The organism is Nocardiopsis algeriensis (genome assembly GCF_014203695.1).
In the GTDB taxonomy this organism is placed as follows: domain Bacteria; phylum Actinomycetota; class Actinomycetes; order Streptosporangiales; family Streptosporangiaceae; genus Nocardiopsis; species Nocardiopsis algeriensis.
In genome coordinates this window covers 327,497-351,671 of the sequence record NZ_JACHJO010000003.1, presented here as the reverse complement: position 1 = coordinate 351,671, position 24,175 = coordinate 327,497, and the positions used below count along the sequence as shown (strand labels likewise).

Sequence of the window (24,175 nt, the reverse complement as noted above, 5' to 3'; positions counted from 1 at the left end):
CGGGTTGGTCTGTAAAAATGACAGGGTCCGTAACATACAGGAAACAATCGAGACATGGCGTGGAAACCACCCGCTTCTAGCTTTTCCTCGAAGCCGGGAGACAGAACGCGTGTCCGGCCCCGCCGCGACGGAGCGGCCGGAGGACCCGCCGCCGTCTCAGCCACGTGCACGGAGGTCCCTTTGTTCAGCAGCGTCGACGAGGTGCTCGCTTTCATCCGGAACGAGGACGTCAAGTTCCTCGATGTCCGCTTCACAGACCTGTTCGGGGGAGTCCACCACGTGACCCTCCCGGTCGAGAACGTCGACGAGTCGACGTTCCGCGACGGCCAGATGTTCGACGGCTCGTCGATCCGCGGCTTCCAGGCCATCCACGAGTCCGACATGCTGCTGCTCCCCGACCTGAGCACCGGCGTCGTGGACCCGTTCCGCAAGTACAAGACGCTGAACATGACGTTCTTCGTCCACGACCCGCTCACGCTGGAGTCCTACAGCCGCGACCCGCGCAACGTGGCCCGCAAGGCCGAGGCCTTCCTGCGCGGCTCGGGCATCGCCGACACCGCCTTCTTCGGCCCCGAGGCCGAGTTCTACATCTTCGACGACGTCCGCTTCGAGACCCGGTCCAACACCGGCTTCTACGAGATCGACTCCATCGAGGGCGCCTGGAACACCGGATCCTCGGTCGAGGGCGGCAACCGCGGCTACCGTCCGCGCTACAAGGGCGGCTACTTCCCGGTCGAGCCGGTCGACCACTACAGCGACCTGCGCTCCACCATGGTCCGCACCCTCATCGAGGCCGGTGTGGAGGTCGAGCTCCAGCACCACGAGGTCGGCACCGCGGGCCAGGCCGAGATCGGCATCAAGTTCGGCACCCTGCTCCACGAGGCCGACACCGTCCAGCTGTACAAGTACATCATCAAGAACGTCGCCAACGAGGCGGGCAAGACGGCGACCTTCATGCCCAAGCCGCTCTTCGGCGACAACGGCTCGGGCATGCACTGCCACCAGAGCCTGTGGAAGGACGGCGAGCCGCTGTTCTTCGACGAGTCCGGCTACGGCCAGCTCTCCGACACCGCCCGCTACTACATCGGCGGCCTGCTCAGGCACGCCCCGGCACTGCTGGCCTTCACCAACCCGACGGTGAACTCCTACCACCGCCTGGTGCCCGGCTACGAGGCCCCGATCAACCTGGTCTACAGCCAGCGCAACCGCTCGGCCTGCATCCGCCTGCCGCTGACCGGCTCCAACCCCAAGGCCAAGCGCATCGAGTTCCGGGTGCCGGACCCGTCGGCCAACCCGTACCTGGCCTTCTCCGCGATGCTGATGGCCGGCGTCGACGGCATCAAGAACAAGATCGAGCCGCCGGAGCCGATCGACAAGGACCTGTACGAGCTGCCCCCCGCGGAGGCCCAGGCCATCAAGACGGTGCCCGCCTCGCTGGAGGAGGCCCTCGAAGCACTGGAGGAGGACCACGAGTTCCTCCTGGAGGGCGGCGTGTTCACGAAGGACCTCCTCGAGACCTACGTGGACCACAAGCGCACCGAGGAGATCGACTCCCTGCGCCTGCGCCCGCACCCGCGCGAGTTCGAGCTGTACTACGACATCTAGGAATGCGAGGGAAGGCCGGGCGGCCATCCCCCCTCCTGACCGGGGCCGGTGTCCGAACAGGGACACCGGCCCCGAGCCGTGCGGTTCCCCGGGAACCCGTGCGGCTACCGTGGGACGCGTGGCAAGGGACGAAAGAGGCACCATGACGGCAGGCGCGCTCGCCAGACGCGGTTTCGGCGACAGCGCCCGGGCCCTGCGGCTGCTCTCGGAGGCGGGGATCGCCGCCGGCCCCGACAGCGCCGTCGTCGACGCCCTCGCGCAGGCACCCGACCCCGACCGGGCCCTGCTCGGACTGGTGCGGGTCCTGGAGGCGGGGAACGACCCCATCGAACTGCTGGAGGCCCTGGACGAGGACCGCGACCTGCGCCTCCGGCTGTGCAAGGTGCTGGGGACCAGCACGGCGCTGACCGACCACCTGGTGCGCCATCCGGGCGACTGGCGGGAGCTGCGCGGCGCCGACGCCGCCCGCGCCCCCGGTCCCGAGGAACTGCGCCTGGGCCTGCTGCACACCGTGGGCGCCGATCCCCACTCCCCCGCGCCCGTCGCGGGGACCTCGGACAACCGCCCGGTGGCCGAGCTCAGGCACGCCCTGCGGGTGGCCTACCGGCGCAGGGTGCTGCGCCTGGCCGGACGCGACCTGATCGGCGCGGCCACCCTCGACCGGACCGCCGCGGAACTGTCAGACCTGGCCGCGGCCCTGCTGGAGGCCTCCCTGGCGGTGGCGCGTGCCGAGCACCCCGAGGACGCCGCGCTGTGCCGCCTGGCGGTGATCGGCATGGGCAAGTGCGGCGGCCGGGAGCTCAACTACGTCAGCGACGTGGACGTGGTCTTCGTCGCCGAGCCGGCGGAGGCCGAGGGCGGGGATCCGCCGGACGAGCAGAGGGCGATGCGCGCCGCGACCAGGCTGGCCACCGCGATGATGCGCATCCCTTCCGACACCGACGCCGAGGGCACCCTGTGGGAGGTGGACCCGGCCCTGCGCCCCGAGGGGCGCAGCGGCCCGCTGGTACGTCCCCTCTCCGGGCACCGGGCCTACTACGAGCGCTGGGCCAAGACGTGGGAGTTCCAGGCCCTGCTCAAGGCGCGCCCCCTCGCCGGGGACTCCGCGCTGGGCCGCGCGTACATGGACGTGATCACTCCCATGGTGTGGCACTCCTCGGCCCGCAAGGACTTCGTCGAGGACGTGCAGGCGATGCGCCGGCGGGTGCTGGACCACATCCCGGCGGGACGGGCCGAACGGGAGCTGAAACTGGGTCCGGGAGGTCTGCGCGACATCGAGTTCTCGGTGCAGCTGCTGCAACTGGTGCACGGCCGCACCGACGAGCGGCTGCGCTCGGGCAACACCCTGGAGGCGCTGGAGGCGCTGTCGCAGCACGGCTACGTGGGCCGCAGGGACGCGGCCGGCCTGGCCGACGCCTACCGTTTCCTGCGCCGACTGGAGCACCTGCTGCAGCTGGAGCGTCTGCGGCGCACCCACCTGGTGCCCGACCCCTCCGACCCGGACGGGCCCGACCAGCTGCGCCTGCTGGGCCGGGCCCTCGGCTTCACGGCCGACCCGGTGCGCGAGTTGACCGCGGCCCGGCGGCGGGTGTCCGGGGAGGTGCGGCGCCTGCACGAGAAGTTGTTCTACCGTCCGCTGCTCAACGCCGTGGCCCGGCTGCCCGACGAGGAGAAGCGCCTGTCCCCCGAGCAGGCCCGGGACCGGATGGAGGCGCTGGGGTTCGCCGACCCGGCCGGCGCGCTGCGGCACCTGGAATCGCTGACATCGGGTCTGTCGCGGCGGGCGGCGATCCAGCGGACCCTGCTGCCGGTGATGCTGGGCTGGTTCTCCGACTCCCCCGACCCGGACGCGGGTCTTCTGGGGTTCCGCCAGGTCAGCGAGGCTCTGGGCACGACGCCGTGGTACCTGCGCCTGCTGCGCGACGACGTGCGAGTGGCCGAGCGGATGGCGTGGCTGCTGGGGACCAGCAGATACGTGACGGAGCTGCTGCTGCGCGCACCGGAGGCGGTGGCGATGCTGGCGGACGACACCGACCTGGCGCGCCGGGGGCCCGGGGTGCTGGCGGCCGAGGCCGCGGCCGCGCTGCGCCGCCACGACACGGCGGAGGACGCGGTGGCGGCCGTGCGGGCACTGCGCCGCCGGGAGCTGCTGCGCACGGCCGCCGCCGACCTGCTGGGCGCGGCGCCGGTCCAGGACGTGGGCACGGCGCTGACCGACATCGCGGCGGTGACGATCGACGCGGCGCTGCGGGCCGCCCGGTCCCGGGTCGTGGCGGCCGACGGCGAGGAGCTGACACGGGTGTGCGTGGTGGCGATGGGCCGCTTCGGCGGCGGCGAGCTGACCTACGCCAGTGACGCGGACGTGATGTACGTGCACGACCCGCTGCCCGGGGTGGACATCGCCGCGGCGACGAGGCAGGCGATGGCGGTGTTCCGCGAACTGGCACGGCTGCTGGAGATGCCGGCCGCGGAGCCGCCGCTGCAGGTCGACACCGACCTGCGCCCCGAGGGCAGGAGCGGGCCCCTGGTGCGGACCCTGGAGTCGTACGCGGCCTACTACAGGCGCTGGTCGCAGGTGTGGGAGAGCCAGGCGCTGCTGCGCGCGCGCCCGATCGCGGGCGATCCCGGGCTGCGCGAGGCGTTCACCGATCTGATCGATCCCTTCCGCTACCCGGCCGGGGGGATCGACTCGTCCTCCGTGCTGGAGATCCGCAAGCTGAAGGCGCGGATGGAGGCCGAGCGGCTGCCGCGCGGGGCGGACCCGACACTGCACACGAAGCTGGGCCGGGGCGGGCTGTCGGACGTGGAGTGGGTGGCGCAGCTGATCCAGCTGCGCCATGCGCACGAGTGCCCGGACCTGCGCACCACGGGAACCCTGGAGGCGCTGGAGGCCGCCGTGGCGCACGGGTTCCTCGGCGCCGACGACGGCGACGTGCTGGCCGAGGCCTGGTGCCTGGCCTCGCGGGTGCGCGGCATGGTGATGCTGGTGCGCGGCCGGGGCGGGGACTCGCTCCCCCACGACCTGCGGGTGCGGGCGGCGCTGGCCGCCGGGATGGGCCTGGACGACGCGGAGGAGGACGCGGATGTCCAGGAGGGGCCGGCGGAGCGGCTGACCCAGCTCTACCTCAACGCGACCCGCCGGGCCCGCGCCGTGATGGAGCGGGTCTTCTACGACGACTGACGCGGGGGCGCCCCCGCGCGGGGCGGGGGCGCCGTCGGGGCCGCGGGCGGCCCCGTGTCACCTCCAGTACTCGGTGAACACCTGCTTGCAGCCTCCGGCACTGTCGTCGCCGGTGGCCACCCGGTTGGCACCGGACTCCCACACGACGTCGCCCGCGCCGTCGATCTTGACGAACTTGTACTCGAACTCGGTGCCGACGGGCAGGTCGGTGCCGCCGCTCCACCACGGGTACGTGTTCTCGTCGGTCCTGAGCCTGAGCCCGTCGCGGGGGTTCCAAGAGCCGAGCTCGGGGAGGGAGCCGACGACGTGGATCTCCTGGCCGTAGCGGGTGGAGGCCTCGACGTGGAACTCGGCGGCGACGGTCGTGCAGTCCTCGTCGCCACCGCCGCCGTCACCACCGCCGTCGTCGCCACCGCCGTCGTCGCCACCGCCGCACTCGGCGGGGTCGTCGCAGGTGCCGCCCACGTGCAGGGCGACCGCACCGTCGGCGGGCACCTGGACGGTGACGCGCCCGCCGGAGACGGTGTAGGAGCCGGGGCCGGCCGCGTTCTCGTAGGTGCCGTCGGGCAGGTCGGTGGAGGCGGTCAGGTTCCAGGTGCCGCCGCCCGCGTTGAAGGCGGCGAATCCGCGGCCGCCCCGGTCGAAGGCCACCCGGGACGAGCCGTCCTGGGCCCTGGCCGTGAGAGCGGTGTCACCCACGGCGTTGCGGAAGGCGGCCATCCCGGCGACGGCGGGGGCGCGGTGCTCGCAGACCCAGTCGGAGGAGGAGCAGTCGCTGTCGGCGGTGATCCACCCGGCGGGGTTGCCGGGCTCGGTCCCGGTGCTGGGCGGCCCCTCGGCGACGGCTCCGCCGAAGTCGTAGCTGGACATCACCACGGGCGTGCCGTAGGGGTGGGCCAGCATGAACGCGGTCGCGAGGTGGTAGCGGGCGCCGTTCTTGTGGGTGAGGGTGGGCTCGTAGCGCTGGGTGTCGTGGTTGTCGATGAACACGAGCGCCTCGTCGGAGTCGAGGCCTCCGTGGCGGGGCATGTTCAGCAGGGGCGACAGGTTGCCGTCCCGGACCTTGGCGGAGACGTCGCGCTGGTAGTCGAAGTTGGTGACCAGGCCGTAGGGCGCGTAGTTCGTGTAGGGAATGGTGGCGTCACCGTAGACCTCGTGGTAGATGTGCGGCTGTCCGCCGAATCCGGGGACCTCGTCGAGGTCGCGGAAGATCTCGGCGATGTGGGCCTCGGGGACGTGTTTGGAGGCGTCCACGCGGAAGCCCGCCACGCCCATGCCGATGAGGCCGTTGAGGTAGCGGCGGATCTGGGAGCGCACCTGCGGGTCGGCGGTGTCGAGGTCGGCCAGGTCCAGCAGCCGGCAGTTCTGGACCTCCCACTTGTCGTTCCAGTCGGTGATGGTCTCGTAGCAGGGGCCGAAGTTGTCGCGGCCGTAGCTCGCGGTGCCGTCGCCGAAGAGGTCGGGGTGGTCGTACTGGGCCCACGGGGTCCCGTTGCTGCCGGTTCCGGAGCCGGGGCCGGTCATGTGGTTGATGACGACGTCGGCGTAGATGCGCACGCCGTTGTCGCGGCAGGTCTCCACCATGTCCTCGAACTCCTCGGCGGTGCCGCGCCGGGTGTTGTCGATCTGGTAGGAGACCGGCTGGTAGTCCTGCCACCAGGGGTAGTTGCCGCCTTCGGCGAAGGGGATGACCACGTGCTCCTGGGGCGGGGAGACCTGGACGCCGCCGAAGCCGTTCGGGCCGAGGAAGTCCTCGCACTCGGCGGCGACGGAGTTCCAGTTCCACTGGAACAGGTGGACGATCGTGTCCCCGTTGGCGGCGGTCGGTGCGTCCGCCGCCGGCAGGGGCGTCGCCGGTACGGGCGACTCGGGGGCGGCCGCTGCCGGGGCGGCCAGGACGGAGGTCAGCAGGGCGGCTGCGGCGGCGAGTGCCGCCAGGGTCCGACCCGGTCGGTTTCTGTGCATCATCGCGCTCCTGGGGGTGGCGCTTGCGGGGGAGACACGCAGGAACTTGCCATTGATGCAATTTCTTGCGTGACGTTGCGCACACTACCCTTCCGCGCCGCCGTTGGAAACACGGGCTCACGGAACACGGAGAAAAGAGGACCCGGTACCACCGGACCCGTACGCGATCTTCCCTGCTCACACCGTGACAGAGACGACCGCCGCCGCGGGGAAGGCCCGCAAGAATTTTCGCCGCGACGTCAGCCGCGCACGCAAAAGGGCCGACCGCGGCACGCGTACGTGCCGGGGCCGGCCCTGCGGCGGCCGGGGGCGGCCTACCAGAACACGGCGACGCCGATGTTGACGACGGCGAGCACACCCGCGGCGACGGCCAGGTTCCGGGCGGGCCTGCGAAGGTTGAGGAAGGCCACGACCGTGACCGCCAGGGCGATCACGAGCTTGACTCCGACCCACATGTGGTTCATGCCCCCGCCCGCCATCTCGGTGACGCCCACCATCAGCAGGCCGGTGACGAGCTGCAGGAGGGAGCTGTGCAGCAGGACCTTGACCGACTTGGGGTTGTCGGTCATCAGCTGCATGAGGAAGCCCGCGAGGATGCCCGCGAGGCCGAGCATGTGCAGGAAGAGAAGCGCGGAGGAGAGGATGTTCATGGCCCCAGGTTACTACGTACGGTAGTTTTCACCTCCGCGGCGGCCGCTCAGACGGGGCGCACCCGGCGGCGCCACAGCAGCCAGCCCGTGCCCGCCGCGAGCGCGACGCCCGCTCCCCCGGCGACCATCGCGGGGTCCACCTTCCCGGAGGCGCGCGACAGCACGGCCGGCTCGGTGACCGCCACCGCGTCGCTCGCGCACACGGTGGGGTCGTCCTCGCCCTCCAGCAGCAGGCAGGCGGTGCTCGCCGTACTTTCCCCGGCGTGCTCCGCCGGGCGGACCCGCACGGTGTAGACGGCCTCCTCCCCGCCCGGCACTCCGACCCGCCAGTTGACGATTCCGTCCGCGATCAGCCCGTCTCCGTCCGCCTCCACGATCTCCAGCCCCTCGGCCACGTGCTGGGCCAGGTGGGCGTCCTCCACCGCCTCCGGTCCGCTGTTGGAGACGGTCGTGCGCAGCACCGCCTCCCCGCCGGGCGCGACCTCCTCCGCCTCCAGCACCAACCCGAGGGGGGACTCGGGCAGAGCCGCGCCGTCGGCGAGCGCGGGCGCCCCCGGCACCGCTGCCCCGAGGGCGGCCGCGCACCCGGCCGCCGCGAGCCGAGCCCCTACCCGAACGGACCGAGCCATGCCGTGCCTCCTGACGTCTCCGCTGTACGACGACACCAAGACAACTACGCGCACATGAATATGTACGCAAAGTGACACACCCCTGGAGGCAAGTTCCCGGGCGCCCGATGGGGTTCGGGGCGGCCCTCCGGCGGCCATAATGCGCATACGGGGAGCCGGGCGGGCCGCCGCGCGGAAATACCCCGGAAATATGCACACGGCAGACTGTGTCGGGGACACTGTGCCCGGCACGGCTCAGCGGACGCCGGGCCGGGCGACCGGCATCGAGGAAGGTTGATCGTGAATCGACAGCAGGAATTCGTGCTCCGCACACTGGAGGAGCGCGACATCCGGTTCGTGCGGCTGTGGTTCACCGACGTGCTCGGGTACCTCAAGTCCGTCGCGGTCGCGCCGGCCGAACTGGAGGCCGCCTTCTCCGAGGGCATCGGCTTCGACGGGTCCTCCATCGAGGGGTTCGCCCGCGTCTACGAGGCCGACATGCTGGCTCAGCCGGACCCCTCCACCTTCCAGGTCCTGCCCTGGCGCAACGAGCCGCACGGCACCGCGCGCATGTACTGCGACATCCTCATGCCGGACGGCTCGCCCTCACCGGCCGATCCGCGGCACGTGCTCAAGCGCCAGCTCAGCAAGGCCTCCGATCTGGGCTTCACGTTCTACACGCACCCCGAGATCGAGTTCTACCTGCTCAAGAAGATGCCGGAGCTGGGCGAACTGCCCGTGCCCAACGACTCGGGCGGGTACTTCGACCACACACCGCACAACAGCGCGCACGACTTCCGGCGCAACGCCATCAACATGCTGGAGGCCATGGGCATCTCCGTGGAGTTCAGCCACCACGAGGCCGGCCCGGGCCAGCAGGAGATCGACCTGCGCTACGCGGACGCGCTGACCACCGCCGACAACATCATGACCTTCCGGCTCGTGATGAAGGAGGTGGCGATGGAGCAGGGCGTCTACACCACCTTCATGCCCAAGCCGTTCACCCAGTACCCCGGCTCGGGCATGCACACCCACCTGTCGCTGTTCGAGGGCGACCGCAACGCCTTCTACGAACCCGGTGCCGAGTACCAGCTGTCCAAGGTGGGACGCGGCTTCATAGCGGGACTGCTGCGCCACGCCGACGAGATCACCGCCGTGACCAACCAGTGGGTCAACTCCTACAAGCGGCTGTGGGACGACCCCGCGGCCTCCGCGGGTATGGGCGGCGAGGCCCCGGCCTACATCTGCTGGGGGCACAACAACCGGTCGGCCCTGGTACGGGTGCCCATGTACAAGCCGGGCAAGTCCAATTCCAGCCGGATCGAGCTCCGGTCCATGGACACCGCCTGCAACCCGTACCTGGCCTACGCGGTCATCCTCGCGGCGGGCCTCAAGGGCATCGAGGAGGGCTACGAGCTGCCCCCGGGCGCCGAGGACGACGTGTGGGCGCTCACCGACGCCGAACGCCGCGCCCTGGGGATCCGCCCGCTGCCCCAGAGCCTGGACGAGGCGCTGCGCCTGATGGAGAACAGCGAGCTGGTCGCCGAGGCCCTCGGCGAGCACGTGTTCGACTTCTTCCTGCGCAACAAGAAGGCGGAGTGGCGCGAGTACCGCCGTCAGGTCACCCCCTACGAGCTGGCCCGCTACCTGCCGACGCTGTAGGCCTTCCGTGCGGCGGGGGCCCGGGCGGGCCCCCGCCGCACGCTCAGGCGCCCAGCCACAGGTCGGGGCCGAAGACCTCGTAGCGGATCAGGCGGGCGGGCACGCCCGCGTCCAGGAACTGGGTGCGGACGTCGCGCATGAACGGCAGCGGCCCGCACAGGTAGACCTCGGCGCCCTCGGGGACCTCGACGGCGCCGATGTCCATCAGGCCCTTGCGGCCGCCCTCGCCCTGCTCGTACCAGTTCACGGCCTCGGCGTTCGGCAGTGCCTCGACCAGGGCGGCGATCTCGTCGCGGTGGGCGTGGTCCTCGGCGCTGCGGTCGGCGTGCAGGACCAGTACCCGGCGGGTGCTCTGCTGCTCGGCGAGCCGGTGGAGCATGGCGACCATCGGGGTGCAGCCGATACCGGCGGAGACGAGCACGAGGGGGTGCTCCCCGTCGGGCAGGACCACGTCGCCGGCCGGGGTGGAGACCATGAGGGTCTCGCCCGGGACCGCGGTGTCGTGCAGCAGGGTGGAGACCTCGCCGGCCGGTGTCTCCCCCGCGCGCAGGCGCTTGACGGTGATACGGCGCTGTCTGCCGTCCCAGCCGGTGAGGGAGTACTGGCGGGCCTGGCGGACGCCGTCGGGCATGCGCACCCGGACGCTGACGTACTGGCCGGGCCGGAAGTCGGGGGCCGGGGAGTCGTCCTCGGGTTCGAGCGTGAGGGTGACGGCGTCGGGCGTCTGCTCGGTGCGCCCGGCCACCCGCCAGGAGCGCCACACGTCGCGGCCGGTCTGCCCGGCATCGGAGTAGAGGCGGGCCTCCAGGGCGATGAGCGCCCCGGCCATGAGCCAGTAGACCTCGTCCCAGGCCGCCACGACCTCGGGGGTCGCCGCGTCGCCGAGCACGTGGGCGATGGCGCCGAACAGGTACTTGTGCACGATCACGTACTGGTCCTCGGTGATGCCCAGGGACACGTGCTTGTGCGCGATGCGGGACAGAAGGGCGTCGGGGCGCTCGTCGGGGTTGTCCAGCAGGAGGGTGGCGAAGGAGGCGATGGAGCCGGCCAGGGCCTTGCGCTGCTCCCCCGAGGCCTGGTTGCCGCGGTTGAACAGGCCGTCGAGGAGCTCGGGGTTCTCGCCGAGCATCGTGTCGTAGAACCGAGCGGTGATCGTGTCCAGGTTCTCGGCCACAGCGGGGATGGTGGCCCGGACGACCGCGGCGGACTCGGTGGAGAGCATGCGTCCTCCTCAGCGGGGACCAGTGTCCCCGGTCAGATAATTGGTATCTGAAATGCATATTAAATCTCCCCAAAAGGCCCCCTCCGCAGGGGTGCCCTCCGCCGGGTCCCCCGGGAGGCCCCGCGTGACCTCCGCCCCTCTGCGGCGCGGGACCGACAGCCCCGCGGCAGGGACCTTCGACCCGGCTCGGGGGAGGTCGGCGGCCCCTGCCCCCGTCGGGACCGAGGTCTCCTCTCAGCCGGGTTTCAGCAGGTTGAGGGTGGTGCGGGCGGGTGGTGTGACCAAGGCCTCCACGGTCACGCCGTCCAGGGACGCGTAGAAGGCCTCCCGGGCCTCGCGCAGGGCTCCGCGCAGGCGGCAGGCGGCCCGCAGGGGGCAGGGCGGGTCGTCCTCGCAGCCCGCCAGGTCTCCGTCGCCCTCCAGTTCGCGGACGATCGAACCCACTGAGGCGTGCCGGCCCTTCTCGGTCAGGCGCAGGCCTCCGCCCCTTCCGCGGCGGGTCTCCACCAGGCCCATGTCGGACAACCGGGCCACGGCCTTGGCCATGTGGGTGTAGGGCACGGCGAGCATCCCCGCGGCGGTCCGCGTGGTGAGGAGCCCGTCCTCCGCCGCGAGCCGCATGACCAGCCGCAGGGAGACATCGGTGAAAGCGGTCAGGCGCACTCCCTCAGGGTAGGACGTGCCCGGCGGGCGCCTCCCCCCTTGGGCAGCCACAGCAGGACCACCGCGAGCGCGACCAGGGCACAGGCCGCCGACACCGCCGCGGCGATGTGCACCCCCTCCATGAACGCCTCCTTCGCCGGGGCCACCAGCATCCGCCCCCGCTCCCCCAGCGCGCGGGCGAGCGCGAGGGTGCCCTCGACGGACTCCCCCGCCGCGTGCAGGTCCGACCCGTCCAGGTGCTCCGCCCCCTCCTGCCGGGCCGCCTCCTCCAGCGCGGGGGTGATCCCGGCCCTGTAGCGGGAGGAGATCACCGCGCCGACGACGGCCACTCCCAGCGCCGTCGCCACCTGGCGGACGGTGTTCTGCAGTGCCGAGGCCGCACCGGCCCGTTCCGCGGGCACCGTGGAGACGATCGCGTCGGTGGAAGGGGTGATCACCACGGTCATCGCCGCGGAGTGGGCGAAGAGGAGCACCAGGACGAGCCACACGGGGGTGTCCGTGCGCAGGAGCACGAGGAACGACACGCTCAGGGCCACGACGAGCGCTCCGGTCCCGGCGACGGCCCGCTGCCCGTACCTGTGCACCAGGGCGGGGCTCAGCGGGGCCAGGGTCATCTGCCCCACCGCCGCCGGCACCACCAGCAGGCCCGCGGCGAGCGGGGCGAACCCTCGCACGCTCTGCCAGTAGAAGCTGAGGAAGAAGACCAGGCCGGACATGCTGAAGAACATCAGCACGACGCAGGCGACCGACACGCTGAACCGCGGCTCGCGGAAGAAGCGCAGGTCGAGGGACGGGTTCGGGGTGCGCGCCTCGTGCACCAGGAAGAGCACGATCGCGAGCACGCCGCCCGCAAGCGCGCCGAGGACGTCTCCTCCGGCGGGGGAGGAGCGCTCGCCCGCGGTGATGATCCCGTAGACGAGCAGCACCAGACCGGGGACCGACAGCAGCACGCCCGCCACGTCCGGCCTTCCCGGGTCGGGGTCCCGGCTCTCGGGGAGAAGGAGGAAGGCCAGGACCAGGGCGGTCAGGGCGATCGGCACGTTGACGAGGAAGATCGATCCCCACCAGAAGGTCTCCAGCAGCAGCCCGCCGACCGACGGGCCGAGGGCCATGGCCAGCCCGACCGCGCCCGACCACAGCCCGATGGCGCGGCCCCGCTCCCGCTCCGGGAACACCTGGGCGATGGTCGACAGGGTCTGCGGCATCACCATGGCCGCGCCCAGGCCCATGGCCGCCCGGGCCAGGACGAGCTGGCCGGGGGTCTGCGAGCAGGCCGACAGCGCCGACGCCGTGCCGAACACCACCAGGCCGGCCGCCAGCATGCGGCGGCGGCCCCAGCGGTCACCCAGCACGCCGAAGGTGAACAGCAGACCGGCGAAGACCAGGGTGTAGGAGTTGATCGCCCAGGCCAGCTGCGCCTGGGTGGCGCCCAGCCCCTTCTCGGGGTCGGACAGGGTCCGCAGCGCGACGTTGAGGATGGTGTTGTCGGCCACGACGACCAGGAGGCAGAGGACGAGAACCGCCAGACCGCCCCACCTGCGCCGGTACGCCGTCCGCTCGTCCACACTCTCCCCGCTTCCGCAGCCGGGCCGCGGCGTCCGGTCCCGCCGCGCTCCCCCGCGCCCGCACACGGCGGGACGCCATCGTCATCGCACGGTGACACAACGTCCCGAAACCCGGCCCGCCCTCCGGACGACTTGGGCGTTTCCCTCCCCCTCGCCCGACCGTCCGGGTCGGGGAAGCCCTGCCGGGGCAAACCGGTTGTATCCGATGGAAAGCGGCCCCCGGGCTCCGTGCAATGATGCTCGGAGCGGCGTTCGGTCCCGTGCCCCGGGCCACCGGGCGCCGCCGGCCCCGCGTGAGAGCGCGGCTCGACATATTTCGTCCACACGTCCGGAGACACCCGCGAGGTGCTTCGAGACAACGGAGGAAGACAACATGAGCACCACACCCACGACCCCCTCTGCCGGGAACTCCCTCTACGGCGGGGTCACCAACCGACGCGTCACGGTGCGCGACCTGGCCGCCGCCAAGGAGCGCGGCGAGCGCTGGCCGATGCTGACCGCCTACGACGCCCTCACCTCCCGGGTCTTCGACGAGGCGGGCATCCCCGTCCTGCTCGTCGGCGACTCGGCCGCCAACGTCGTCTACGGCTACGAGACCACCCTCCCGGTCACGGTGGACGAGCTGATCCCCCTGACCGCCGCCGTCACCCGCTCGACCAAGCGGGCGATGGTCGTGGCCGACCTGCCCTTCGCCTCCTACCAGGCCTCCCCGCAGCAGGCGCTGGAGACCGCCTCCCGCTTCATGAAGGAGGGGCGCGCCCAGGCCGTGAAGCTGGAGGGCGGCCGCGCCGTGGCCCCCCAGGTGGAGCTGCTGGTCTCCGCGGGTGTTCCGGTGATGGCCCACCTGGGGCTGACGCCGCAGTCGGTGAACACCCTCGGCGGCTACCGCGTGCAGGGTCGCGGCGACGAGGCGGCGGAGAACCTGCTCAAGGACGCCAAGGAGCTCGAACGGGCGGGCGCCTTCGCGGTCGTACTGGAGTGCGTGCCGGCCGACCTGGCCCGGAGGGTGACCGAGCAGCTGGCCGTCCCGACCGTGGGCATCGGGGCCGGCCCCGGCACCGACGCCCAGGTACTGGTGTGGCAGGACATGGCGGGCCTGAGCCCGAAGGTGGCCAAGTTCGTCAAGACCTACGCCAACCTGCACGAGACCCTGCGCGACGCCGCCTCGGCCTTCGCCGGCGAGGTCGTCTCCGGCGCCTTCCCCGAGGAGCGCCACTCCTACAGCGCCTAGGTGTAGTGCCCTGAGAGGTTGCTGACACGGGAGGCGGGAGGCCGCCGGGCATCCCTTCCCGCGTCGGAGAACCCGCGCCGCCGACCGGGCCCGAACCGGTCGGCGGCCGCGTGTCCGGACCGTGTGAGGCGGACCACAGGCCGAATGTCGCTCGGTAGTACAGTGACGCCGACACCAGGACCGCCACGGGCCGGTTCCCGGCCCCACCGGGAGGACAGCAGATGCGCATCTCGATGCCGCTCCAGTACGCGGGCGAACCCAAGGCCGCCGTCGATCAGGTCGTCGAACTGGAGAAGGCCGGGCTCGACACCGTGTGGGTGGCCGAGGCCTACGGTTTCGACAGCCCCACCCTCATGGGCTACATCGCCGCACGCACCGAGAGCGTGACCATCGGGTCGGCCATTCTGCAGCTGTACAGCCGCACCCCCACCCTCCTGGCGATGACCGCCGCCGGGCTGGACCACCTGTCCGACGGGCGCGCCGTCCTCGGGCTGGGCGCGAGCGGGCCGCAGGTCGTCGAGGGTTTCCACGGCGTCCCCTACACCAAGCCCCTGGCCCGCACCCGCGAGACCGTCGAGATCTGCCGCAAGGTGTGGCGGCGCGAGGCCCCGCTCACCCACGAGGGAGCGGTCTTCCGGCTGCCGCTGCCCCCGGAGCAGGGCACCGGCCTCGGCAAGCCCCTCAAGATCATCAACCGGCCGCTCCGCCCGCAGATCCCGATCTACGTGGCCTCCCTCGGCATGAAGAACGTCGCCATGACCGCCGAGATCGCCGACGGCTGGCTCCCCCACCTGTTCATCCCCGAGAAGGCCGGGGAGGTCTGGGGCGAGGCGCTCGCCGAGGGCAGGGCGGCGCGCGACGCCTCGCTCGGCGAACTGGAGATCGCCGCCGGCGGCCTGCTGGCCATCGGCGAGGGCGAGGAGACCAAGAGGCTGCTCGACCTCGCGCGGCCGATGATCGCCCTGTACGTGGGCGGTATGGGCGCCAAGGGCAAGAACTTCTACAACACCGTCGCCCGCCGCTACGGCTACGAGGAGGCGGCGGAGAAGATCCAGGACCTGTACCTGTCGGGCCGCAAGGACGAGGCGGCCGCCGCCGTGCCCGAGGAGTTCGTGGAGCTGACCAACCTGGTCGGCCCCGAGTCCTACGTGCGCGAGCGGGTGGAGGCCTTCCGCGCCGCAGGCGTCACCCAGCTCAACGTCGTTCCTGCGGGCGGCGACCCGGTCGCGCTGGTCGAGAAGGTCAAGGGCTGGCTGTCCTGACCCGGAGGGGCCGGGGAGGCGCTCCCCGGCCCCGCGGGCGTACCGGCCTAGAGCCCGGTGACGCGGATGCCCGCGTGCGTCTTGTAGCGGCGGTTGACCGCGATGAGGTTCGCGGTCAGCGCCTCGACCTGGTGGGCGTTGCGCAGGCGGCCGCCGAAGACGCCCCGCACACCGGGGATCCGCTCGGCCAGCGCCCGCACCTCGTCGGTGGCGGCGCGGTCCTCCCCCAGCACCAGCACGTCCAGGTCCACCGTCTCCACCCCGGGGTCGAGCAGGACCACCGCGGACACGTGGTGGAACGCGGCCGTCACCCGGCTCTCCGGCAGCACCTGGGCCGCCTGCTCGGCGGCGCTTCCCTCGGCGACCGGCAGAGCGTAGGGGCCGCGCTTGTCGAAGCCCAGCGGGTTGACGCAGTCGACCACGATCTTGCCCCGCAGCGGCTCGGTCAGGGCCTCCAGCAGCTCCTTGTGGCCCTCCCAGGGAACGGCCACGACGACGATGTCCCCGGCCCCGGCCGCGCCGGCGTTGTCCAGGCCCCGGACGTCGATGTCGGCGTCCTCGGCCGCCACCAGCTCCCGGGCCGCCTTCTCCGCGCGCTCGGCGCTGCGCGATCCCAGGTACACGGTGTGTCCGGCCAGGGCGAACCTGCGGGCCAGGCCGCGCCCCTGGTCGCCGGTGCCGCCCAGGACCGCGACGGTCCGGCCGGAGATGTCCACGTTCTCGGGTGTGCTCGCTTCGCTCATGGGCCCGATCCTGTCAGAGGGGCCCTTCCCGACCGGGGAGTGCCCCGGCCCGTCAGCGCTCCTCCTCGTTCTCCTCCTCCCACGCCGAGTTGCGCTCCGCCGCGATGGTCAGCGCCCGTTCGGCCGTGTCCCGGTCGGGATAGGGCCCCATACGTGCCTGGTTGGGACAGCCCGGGCCCTGTTCGACCCTGCTGTGCCTGAGGCAGTACCACCACTGGTCCTCCGGTACGCCGACCACGGATCCTCCTTCGCTCGCGGGTCCTCCTGCGGGGTCTACCCGCGGCGGGACCTGCCTCACACCCGTCCGGAGAGGGAGGGGAGCACGGGAAACCGCCAACTATCATCGGTGTCCATGACTACTCCGCTGGTTCCCGGGCGCATCTCGCCGCAACGTTCGGTCCCCTCCCACATCGCACGGCCCGAGTACGTCGGCCGCAAGCACCCTGTGGAGGGGGTCCTGGGCGACGTGCAGACCCCGGAGACCGTCGAGCGGATGCGGGAGACCTGCCGCATCGCGGCTCAGGCCCTGGAGGAGGTCGGCAAGCACGTCGTGCCGGGTGTGACCACCGACGAGCTGGACCGGATCGGCCACGAGTTCCTCCTCGACCACGGCGCCTACCCGAGCCCGCTGGGCTACAAGGGCTACCCGAAGTCGCTGTGCTCCTCGCTCAACGAGGTCATCTGCCACGGCATCCCCGACGACACCGTCGTCTCCGACGGTGACATCGTCAACATCGACATCACCGCCTACAAGCACGGCGTGCACGGGGACACCAACGCCACCTTCCTGGCCGGCGACGTCTCCGAGGAGCACCGGCTGCTGGTCGAGCGGACGAGGGAAGCACTGATGCGCGGCATCAAGGCCTGCCGTCCGGGCCGGCAGATCAACGTCATCGGCCGCGTCATCGAGTCCTATGCCAAGCGGTTCGGCTACGGGGTCGTGCGCGACTTCACCGGCCACGGCGTGGGTCCGGAATTCCACTCCGGCCTGGTGGTACCGCACTACGACGACCCGACGCGGGACACGGTGATGGTGCCCGGCATGACCTTCACCATCGAGCCGATGATCACCCTGGGCGGTATCGACTACGACATGTGGGACGACGGCTGGACCGCCGTGACCGCCGACCGCAGGTGGACCGCCCAGTTCGAGCACACCCTGGTCATCACCGAGACCGGCGCGGAGATCCTCACCCTTCCCTGAATCTCCCCCTGCCCGCCCCCGACGGCCCGGACCCCTCTCCGGGAAGGGGGCCGGGCCGCCCTGCTGCTCGCCGGGCGCCCGCACCGGTGTGCGGCGCGTCCGGTACACCTCCTCGGGCGCCCGTGAGACGATCCGGTTCCGCAGCTCCGTGACCACGGCGGTTTCCCGTGTGCCGCGAGGCGATACGGGTCAGACTGGAGGGGTCCGCCCCGGCAGGCCCGTGTCCGACCCGTCCGGCCGGGAGCGGGAACACCTGCCGCGAGCCCCGCCACCTCTCCCCGGGGCCGGGGAGCGTCCGAGCGTCGAAGGTGGAGGGTGCGTGCCGCTCAGGTGCGCGAGAGCGATTCCCGGAGGGGGACCCTGTGACGGAAGTGACGACCCAGGAGGTGGCGCGCCCCCTGACGCGCCCGCCGCGCCTGCGCCGGGGGGACCGGGTGCGGCTGGTGGCACCGTGCAGCCCTGTGCCCGAGGCACAGCTGGAGGCCGCGGCCGCGGAGCTGTCCTCCTGGGGGCTGGCGGTGGAACCGGCACCGCACGTGCGCGACCGGCACCCGGTGCTGCCCTATCTGGCCGGCTCCGACGCCACCCGGGCCGCCGACCTCCAGGAGGCCTGGTGCGACCCGGACGTGGCCGCGGTGTTCTGCGTGCGCGGCGGCGACGGGGCGCACCGGACCGTGGACCTGCTGGACTTCGACGCGCTGCGCCGTGCCCGGCCCAAGGCCCTGGTCGGGTTCAGCGACATCACGGCACTGCACGAGGCGTTCGCGGTCGAGCTGGGCGTGGCGACGGTGCACGGACCGGTGGTGGGCACCAAGTACTTCGTGGGCGACGCCATCGCCCAGTTCGAACTGCGCACCACGCTGTTCGAGCCCGAGCGCCGCATGGTGCTGACCTCACCGGGCGCGCACGCGCTGGTGCCGGGCCGTGCCGAGGGGGTCCTGCTGGGGGGCAACCTGAGCCTGCTCAACGACGGCCTGGGGACCCCTCACAGCCGCCCGTCGGCCGCCGGCGGCATCCTCGTCCTGGAGGACGTGGGCGAGGACGTCGCCAGGATCGACCGGATGCTCACCCATCTGCTGCGGTCGGGCTGGATGGCCGGTCTCGCGGGTGTGGTGCTGGGCACCTGGACGGACTGCCCTCCCGACCTGGGCGTGATCGCCGACCTGATGCGCGACCGCCTGTCGCCCCTGGGCGTGCCGGTGCTGTGGGGCCTGGAGTTCGGCCACTGCGCCGCCCAGCTCACCCTCCCCCTGGGCGTCCCCGCCCTGCTCGACGCCGAGAGCGGGATGCTGGAGCTGTCGCTCCCCGGCCTCTCCTGAGCCGGCGGGCGCCCGCGACCTGGAAGCGTTCTGCGGCGCGTCTGAGCGGCCGGCCGTCCTCGACCACGCAGCGGGCCAGGGCCAGGCGTCCGGCGGGTGCGAGGCGGGCGCTGGCGTGGGTGGTGTGGGCCACCGAGGGCCTCCTGACCTTCTTCAGGTGTTGATCTGAGCAATCCACACCTATGTCGGAGGCCCTCTCTTGTTGTCAAGCACTGCCGGGCTGTTCCTCACCTCTGTGGTCATTACACCTAGACTCTGGGCATGGTGAGAGAGCCGTTGACCGCAGCCCAGATCGAGCGGGGGCGCCTGCTGGGCGGGCTGCTCCGGCAGGCGCGCGGCGAGCGCACCATGGTCGGTGTCGCCCGCGAGGCCGGAATCTCGGTGGAGACCCTGCGCAAGATCGAGGGCGGGCGCGTACCGACCCCCGCCTTCTTCACCGTCGCCGCGGTCGCCGCCGCGCTGGGCCTGTCGCTGGACGACCTCCTGAGGCGGGTGGACGAGGCCGCGAAGCCCTCGCCCGTCGCGGTGTGAGCCGTCTCCCCCTGTGGAACGTGGGAACGTGGGTACGGATGTGGTTGCGCTGTCCGGCCGTCCGGAGCCGCGGGCGCCGGTGAACACCCAGGGGGAGCAATGACCGAGAAGAAGCTGAAGGTGGACGGGGACGAGCTCCGCGGCCTCCTCGACGGACGGTGGGCACACGTGCGCGAGCGTGCCCGCGAGGTGCTGCAGGGCGACCTCTACGCCCCGGTGCACGGCCTCACCGTGGACGAGCACCGCGCCCGTACGCTCAGCCAGCTCAAGGCCCTGGCCGGGACGGAGATGCCCGCCTACGGCTTTCCCGAGTCGGTGGGCGGCAAGAACGACATCGGTGCCTCCGTCGTCGCCTTCGAGATGCTCGTCGCCGACTTGTCCCTCATGGTGAAGATGGGTGTCCAGTGGGGTCTGTTCGGCGGTGCGATCACCGCCCTGGGCACCGACCGCCACCACCGCGAGTACCTGCCCGACGCGATGTCGGTGGAGCTGCCGGGCTGCTTCGCCATGACCGAGACCGGACACGGGTCGGACGTCCAGAACCTGCGCACCACCGCCACCTACGACCCCGCCACCGAGGAGTTCGTGGTCCACACCCCCGACGAGGCGGCGCGCAAGGACTACATCGGCAACGCCGCTCGCGACGGCCGGATGGCAGTGGTGTTCGCCCAGCTGCACGCGGGCGGCGGCGAGCACGGCGTGCACGCCGTGCTGGTGCCGATCCGCGACGCGGACGGCCGGCCGATGCCGGGTGTGCGCATCGAGGACTGCGGCACCAAGGCCGGCCTCAACGGCGTGGACAACGGCCGCCTGTGGTTCGACCAGGTGCGGGTACCGCGCGGCAACCTCCTCAACCGGTACGGCGACGTCGCGCCCGACGGCACCTACTCCAGCCCCATCGAGAGCCCCGGGCGGCGCTTCTTCACCATGCTCGGCACCCTCATCCGCGGCCGGGTCAGCGTGGCCGGGGGCGCGGGCAGCGCGGCCAAGGCCGCCCTGGCCATCGCGATCCGCTACTCGGACACGCGCCGGCAGTTCACCCGCCCCTCGGAGGACGGCCCCGCGCAGGAGGTGCGCATCCTCGACTACCTGGCGCACCAGCGCAAACTGCTGCCCGCCCTGGCCCGCACCTACGCCCTGCACTTCGCGCAGGAGGAGCTCGTCTCCCGTCTGCACGACCTGTCTCGGGCCGAGAGGCCCGACGAGCGGGCCCAGCGCGAGCTGGAGTCGCGGGTCGCGGGACTCAAGGCCGTCGCCACCTGGCACGCCTCCGAGACCATCCAGACCTGCCGGGAGGCGTGCGGCGGCGCCGGCTACATGGCCGAGAACCGCATTCCGCAGCTGAGGGCCGACTCCGACATCTTCACCACTTTCGAGGGCGACAACACGGTCCTGCTCCAGCAGCTCACCAAGAGCCTCCTCACCGACTTCCGGGACTCCTTCGGCGATCTCGACCAGCGGGGGCTGGTCAGGTTCATGGCGGGCAAGGTGTTCGAGACCGTCATCGAGCGCACCGCCGCGATCCCGCTCATCGAGCGCCTGGTCAGCGCGGCTCCCGGCCGCGACGGCGAGGACGCCCTGTACAACCGCGGCTGGCAGCTGGAGCTGCTGGAGGACCGGGAGAAGCACGTCGTCGAGGGCCTGGCCGCAAGGCTGCGCCGGGCGGGCAAGGACGGCGGCGACGCCTTCGAGGCCTTCAACCGCGCCCAGGACCACGTGCTCAAGGCCGGCAGGGTCCACGTGGACCGGGTCGTGCTGGAGGCGTTCGTCGCGGGGATCGACCGCTGCGGCGACAAGGCCACCGCCAAGCTCCTCAACCGGCTCTGCGACCTGTACGTGCTCTCCCTCGTGGAGGAGGACCGCGCCTGGTTCCTGGAGCACGAGCGCCTCTCCACCTCCCGCGCCAAGGCCGTCACACGTGCCGTCGACGACCTGTGCCGGGGACTGCGCCCCTACGCGGTGCAGCTGGCCGACGCCTTCGGCCTGCGCGACGAGTGGCTGGCCGCACCGATCGCCCTGGGCGCGGAGCACGTCCGCCAGGGCGACCCGGTGCCCGGGGCCTGAGGCCGCCCGGAGCGGCGTTCGGCGCAGGACCGGACAAGGGATGCGAATGCCTTCGGGCGCGCGGCCGCCGGGCGGGCGCGCCCGGGCCCCTTCCTCCGGTGCGGCGGCTCCGCCTCCCGTACCGGACCCCGGCGCGGGAGGTCAGTCGGCGACGGCGTCCAAGGGGCCGCTGTCGCGGCGCTCGGGGGCGTACTCGCCCCGCAGGCGGGCCGGCTCCCACCACCACCAGTGCGTCTCGGGCACCCAGGCGGGCACCTCCTCGGCGGAGGCGGGGCCCGCCTCCGCCGCCACCTCGGCCAGGGCCTCGTCGATGCGGACGATCGTCTCCAGGTCCTCCGGGCGCAGGAACTGCCGCCAGGGCACGAACTCCTCGGCGAGGAGCTGGAGCATCGAGCGGCGCCAGCAGGCGGGCCGGTAGCCCTCGTGGCGGCCGTTCTCGGCGGCGGTCTGGCTGCGCACGACGTAGAGGCCGAGGCGGGCGGGGTTGTTGCCGCTGACCAGCAGCTCGGCCAGCTCGGAGGCGAAGCGCCGCCCTCCGGGGGAGTCCCGCTGGGCCGGGGTGGTGGCCCGGTACAGGTCGAACAGTGCGGCGAAGGCCGTCTCCACCAGCGAGTCGCGGTCCCTGCGCCGCACGGCGCTCTCGGCGAAGGCGTCCAGGGCCCTCCGCGCCAGGACCGGCAGCTCCCTGTCCGGATCCGCTCCCACCCGTACCACCCTCCTGGGATCGCCTCTGCGCCACATCCTGCGACAGGATCCGATGATAGACATCCGCCGGAGGGCCTGCCAGGGGCCGGTGTCCGGGCTCCTCCCGACCGGCGACTTCGCATCATGGCCGAAACCGGCCAAGGAATGCACGTTACAGACAGCCGTTTCCTGGAGACCCGCCGGTATTTTGGCCGCGTGAGTACCTCCCAGGAAGACACCAGTCCCACCGCCCCCGACCCCGAGGACGGACCCCCCGCGGCCTCCGGACCCTCCGAGGAGAACCCCTTCCTCGCCGCGGCGGGCACGCCCGTCCCGGTCGGCGGGGTCTTCTCCGCCGAGACCTTCTCCCTGACCGGCCTGCTGCTGCTCGCCACCGTCGTCGCCGGCATGCGGCTGCCCGACCTGTTCGGCTGGTTCGTCCTGGCCGGCAGCGAGGCAGAACCGGGGCAGGCCGCTCTCCTCCAGGCCGAGATCACGGTCGCCGGGGGGCTGAGCGCCCTGGCCGTGCTCATGTCCGCGCTCGCCCTGTTCACCAGCGGCGCCGGCAGCCGCGCCTGGACCCGCTGGCTGGCCACCGCCACCGTCCTCGTCGGCAGCCTCCTCGTCCTGACCGCCGTCCTCGCCTACGCCGGAGCCGCCGCCTGACCCGCCCTCCGCGGAGGGCGGGTCGGGCCCGGCGGACCGCGTTCAGGCGATGCGGTCGAGGATCAGCGGGCGCGGCTCGTGGCCGGCGTCGGCGATGTCGAAGGCGCCCTCCAGCGCCCGGGCCCCGCGCTCGAAGCGGGCGGGGTCGTCGGCGTGCAGGGTGAACAGCGGCTCACCGGCGCGCACGCGCTCCCCCGGCTTGGCGTGCAGGGTGACGCCCGCGCCGAAGGACACCGCGTCCTCCTTGCGGGTGCGTCCCGCCCCCAGGTGCCAGGCGGCCAGGCCCACCTGGTAGGCGTCCAGGCGGGTGAGCGTGCCCGAGGCCGGGGCGAGCACCTCGCGGCGCTCGGCGGCCTGCGGCAGCGGTGCGTCCGGATCGCCGCCCTGGGCCCGCACGAGCCGCTTCCAGACCGCCAGGGCGCTGCCGTCGGCGAGTGCCTCGGCGGGGTCCTTGACCCCGTTCTCGCCCGGCGTGAGCCCGGCGGCGGCCAGCATCTCGCGGGCCAGGGCCACGGTCAGCTCCACCACGTCGGCCGGACCGCCGCCCGAGAGCACCTCCACCGACTCGGCGACCTCCAGCGCGTTGCCGACCTGGCGGCCCAGCGGGGTGGACATGTCGGTGATGAGCGCGACCGTGCGGACGCCGTGGTCGGCGCCGATGCCGACCATGGTGCGGGCCAGCTCGCGGGCGGAGTCCACGTCCTTCATGAACGCGCCCGAGCCCGCCTTGACGTCGAGCACGAGCGCCCCGGTGCCCTCGGCGAGCTTCTTGCTCATGATCGACGCGGCGATGAGCGGAATCGATTCCACGGTCCCGGTGACGTCGCGCAGCGCGTACAGCTTGCGGTCGGCCGGCGCCAGACCGCCCCCGGCCGCGCAGATCACCCCGCCGGTGTCGGAGAGGACCGCGCGCATCTCGTCGGTGGACAGCGACGCCCGCCAGCCGGGGATGGACTCCAGCTTGTCCAGGGTGCCCCCGGTGTGGCCCAGCCCCCGGCCCGACAGCTGCGGCACCGCCGCCCCGCAGGCGGCGACGGTCGGGGTCAGGGGCAGCGTGATCTTGTCCCCGACCCCGCCGGTGGAGTGCTTGTCCGTGGTGGGCCGGTCCAGCTCCGAGAAGTCCAGCCGCTCGCCGGAGGCGAGCATCGCCTCGGTCCAGCGGGACACCTCGGCCCTGGTCATCCCGCGCAGGAAGATCGCCATGGCCAGCGCCGACATCTGCTCCTCGGCGACCTCGCCCCGGGTGTAGGCGTCGATCACCCAGTCGATCTGCTCGGGCCGGAGCTCCTGCCCGTCGCGCTTGGCGCGGATGACCTCGATGGCGTCCATGTGTGTCCTCTCACCGGGAAA

General features: G+C 72.3%; 20 protein-coding genes and 1 pseudogene. 10 read left to right on the top strand and 11 right to left on the bottom strand.

Features of this window, described 5'->3' with window-relative positions:
* Positions 1-180: 180 nt before the first annotated feature.
* Together glnA and FHS13_RS06030 are read left to right on the top strand one after the other, a co-directional pair.
* The gene (glnA, locus tag FHS13_RS06035; RefSeq protein WP_184288742.1) at positions 181-1,605 is read left to right on the top strand and encodes a type I glutamate--ammonia ligase; all 1,425 of its coding nucleotides are present in this window, start codon (positions 181-183) and stop codon (positions 1,603-1,605) included.
* Between the two features lie 142 nt (positions 1,606-1,747).
* Entirely contained in the window at positions 1,748-4,786 is a 3,039-nt protein-coding gene (locus FHS13_RS06030; RefSeq protein ID WP_184289203.1) for a bifunctional [glutamine synthetase] adenylyltransferase/[glutamine synthetase]-adenylyl-L-tyrosine phosphorylase, read from the top strand.
* Positions 4,787-4,843: 57 nt separating this feature from the next.
* Here FHS13_RS06030 and FHS13_RS06025 read toward each other — a convergent pair whose 3' ends face one another.
* The 3 genes from FHS13_RS06025 to FHS13_RS06015 form a co-directional block, all read right to left on the bottom strand.
* Complete coding sequence (locus FHS13_RS06025; protein ID WP_184288739.1) at positions 4,844-6,751, bottom strand: carbohydrate-binding module family 20 domain-containing protein; 1,908 nt, start codon at positions 6,749-6,751, stop codon at positions 4,844-4,846.
* Between the two features lie 314 nt (positions 6,752-7,065).
* Complete coding sequence (locus FHS13_RS06020; RefSeq protein WP_184288736.1) at positions 7,066-7,401, bottom strand: hypothetical protein; 336 nt, start codon at positions 7,399-7,401, stop codon at positions 7,066-7,068.
* A gap of 47 nt (positions 7,402-7,448) precedes the next feature.
* A complete protein-coding gene (locus FHS13_RS06015; protein WP_184288733.1) occupies positions 7,449-8,030 on the bottom strand; it encodes a hypothetical protein in 582 nt (193 codons plus the stop codon).
* Positions 8,031-8,309: 279 nt separating this feature from the next.
* Here FHS13_RS06015 and FHS13_RS06010 point away from each other — a divergent pair, with 279 nt between their 5' ends.
* Positions 8,310-9,671, top strand: coding sequence for a glutamine synthetase beta-grasp domain-containing protein (locus FHS13_RS06010; RefSeq protein WP_184288730.1), 1,362 nt, complete (start codon positions 8,310-8,312; stop codon positions 9,669-9,671).
* Positions 9,672-9,714: 43 nt separating this feature from the next.
* Here the strand turns inward: FHS13_RS06010 and FHS13_RS06005 are convergent, their stop codons facing one another.
* The 3 genes from FHS13_RS06005 to FHS13_RS05995 all read right to left on the bottom strand — a co-directional run bounded on the left by FHS13_RS06005 (position 9,715) and on the right by FHS13_RS05995 (position 13,121).
* Complete coding sequence (locus FHS13_RS06005) at positions 9,715-10,893, bottom strand: globin domain-containing protein (protein WP_184288727.1); 1,179 nt, start codon at positions 10,891-10,893, stop codon at positions 9,715-9,717.
* A 234-nt stretch (positions 10,894-11,127) separates the two neighbouring features.
* Positions 11,128-11,556 carry an Rrf2 family transcriptional regulator gene (locus tag FHS13_RS06000; protein ID WP_184288724.1) on the bottom strand — a complete coding sequence of 143 codons (429 nt, stop codon included), beginning with the start codon at positions 11,554-11,556 and terminating at the stop codon, positions 11,128-11,130.
* Positions 11,547-13,121 carry a DHA2 family efflux MFS transporter permease subunit gene (locus tag FHS13_RS05995; protein WP_184288721.1) on the bottom strand — a complete coding sequence of 525 codons (1,575 nt, stop codon included), beginning with the start codon at positions 13,119-13,121 and terminating at the stop codon, positions 11,547-11,549. The genes FHS13_RS06000 and FHS13_RS05995 overlap by 10 nt, the downstream gene beginning before the upstream one ends.
* A 373-nt stretch (positions 13,122-13,494) precedes the next feature.
* Between FHS13_RS05995 and panB the strand changes: the two genes are divergently transcribed.
* Positions 13,495-14,352, top strand: coding sequence for a 3-methyl-2-oxobutanoate hydroxymethyltransferase (gene panB, locus FHS13_RS05990; protein ID WP_184288718.1), 858 nt, complete (start codon positions 13,495-13,497; stop codon positions 14,350-14,352).
* Between the two features lie 221 nt (positions 14,353-14,573).
* Positions 14,574-15,614 carry an LLM class F420-dependent oxidoreductase gene (locus FHS13_RS05985; RefSeq protein WP_184288715.1) on the top strand — a complete coding sequence of 347 codons (1,041 nt, stop codon included), beginning with the start codon at positions 14,574-14,576 and terminating at the stop codon, positions 15,612-15,614.
* Between the two features lie 47 nt (positions 15,615-15,661).
* Here the strand turns inward: FHS13_RS05985 and npdG are convergent, their stop codons facing one another.
* On the bottom strand, positions 15,662-16,357 hold the full coding sequence (gene npdG / locus FHS13_RS05980) for an NADPH-dependent F420 reductase (protein WP_184288712.1): 696 nt from the start codon (positions 16,355-16,357) through the stop codon (positions 15,662-15,664).
* Positions 16,358-16,409: 52 nt separating this feature from the next.
* Positions 16,410-16,595, bottom strand: a complete 186-nt coding sequence (locus FHS13_RS05975; RefSeq protein ID WP_184288710.1) for a hypothetical protein — start codon at positions 16,593-16,595, stop codon at positions 16,410-16,412.
* Positions 16,596-16,709: 114 nt separating this feature from the next.
* On the opposite strand from FHS13_RS05975, the gene map reads away from it, so the two are divergent.
* Positions 16,710-17,561: a type I methionyl aminopeptidase gene (gene map, locus FHS13_RS05970; protein WP_221442419.1), complete on the top strand. Its 852-nt coding sequence runs from the start codon at positions 16,710-16,712 to the stop codon at positions 17,559-17,561.
* A 362-nt stretch (positions 17,562-17,923) separates the two neighbouring features.
* The gene (locus FHS13_RS05965) at positions 17,924-18,880 is read left to right on the top strand and encodes a S66 peptidase family protein (protein WP_343064919.1); all 957 of its coding nucleotides are present in this window, start codon (positions 17,924-17,926) and stop codon (positions 18,878-18,880) included.
* Between the two features lie 13 nt (positions 18,881-18,893).
* On the opposite strand, the pseudogene FHS13_RS21840 reads toward FHS13_RS05965, so the two are convergent.
* Positions 18,894-19,013: pseudogene (locus FHS13_RS21840) on the bottom strand (IS481 family transposase); the annotation flags it as partial.
* A gap of 128 nt (positions 19,014-19,141) precedes the next feature.
* Here FHS13_RS21840 and FHS13_RS05955 point away from each other — a divergent pair.
* Positions 19,142-19,411, top strand: a complete 270-nt coding sequence (locus tag FHS13_RS05955; RefSeq protein ID WP_184288706.1) for a helix-turn-helix domain-containing protein — start codon at positions 19,142-19,144, stop codon at positions 19,409-19,411.
* A gap of 99 nt (positions 19,412-19,510) precedes the next feature.
* The gene (locus FHS13_RS05950; RefSeq protein WP_184288703.1) at positions 19,511-21,475 is read left to right on the top strand and encodes an acyl-CoA dehydrogenase family protein; all 1,965 of its coding nucleotides are present in this window, start codon (positions 19,511-19,513) and stop codon (positions 21,473-21,475) included.
* A 141-nt stretch (positions 21,476-21,616) separates the two neighbouring features.
* On the opposite strand, the gene FHS13_RS05945 is transcribed toward FHS13_RS05950, so the two are convergent.
* Positions 21,617-22,216 carry a hypothetical protein gene (locus FHS13_RS05945; protein ID WP_184288700.1) on the bottom strand — a complete coding sequence of 200 codons (600 nt, stop codon included), beginning with the start codon at positions 22,214-22,216 and terminating at the stop codon, positions 21,617-21,619.
* 159 nt (positions 22,217-22,375) lie between these two features.
* Between FHS13_RS05945 and FHS13_RS05940 the strand changes: the two genes are divergently transcribed.
* Positions 22,376-22,825, top strand: coding sequence for a hypothetical protein (locus FHS13_RS05940; RefSeq protein WP_184288697.1), 450 nt, complete (start codon positions 22,376-22,378; stop codon positions 22,823-22,825).
* 42 nt (positions 22,826-22,867) lie between these two features.
* Here FHS13_RS05940 and FHS13_RS05935 read toward each other — a convergent pair whose 3' ends face one another.
* Positions 22,868-24,154: a thymidine phosphorylase gene (locus FHS13_RS05935; protein WP_184288694.1), complete on the bottom strand. Its 1,287-nt coding sequence runs from the start codon at positions 24,152-24,154 to the stop codon at positions 22,868-22,870.
* Positions 24,155-24,175: the final 21 nt, after the last annotated feature.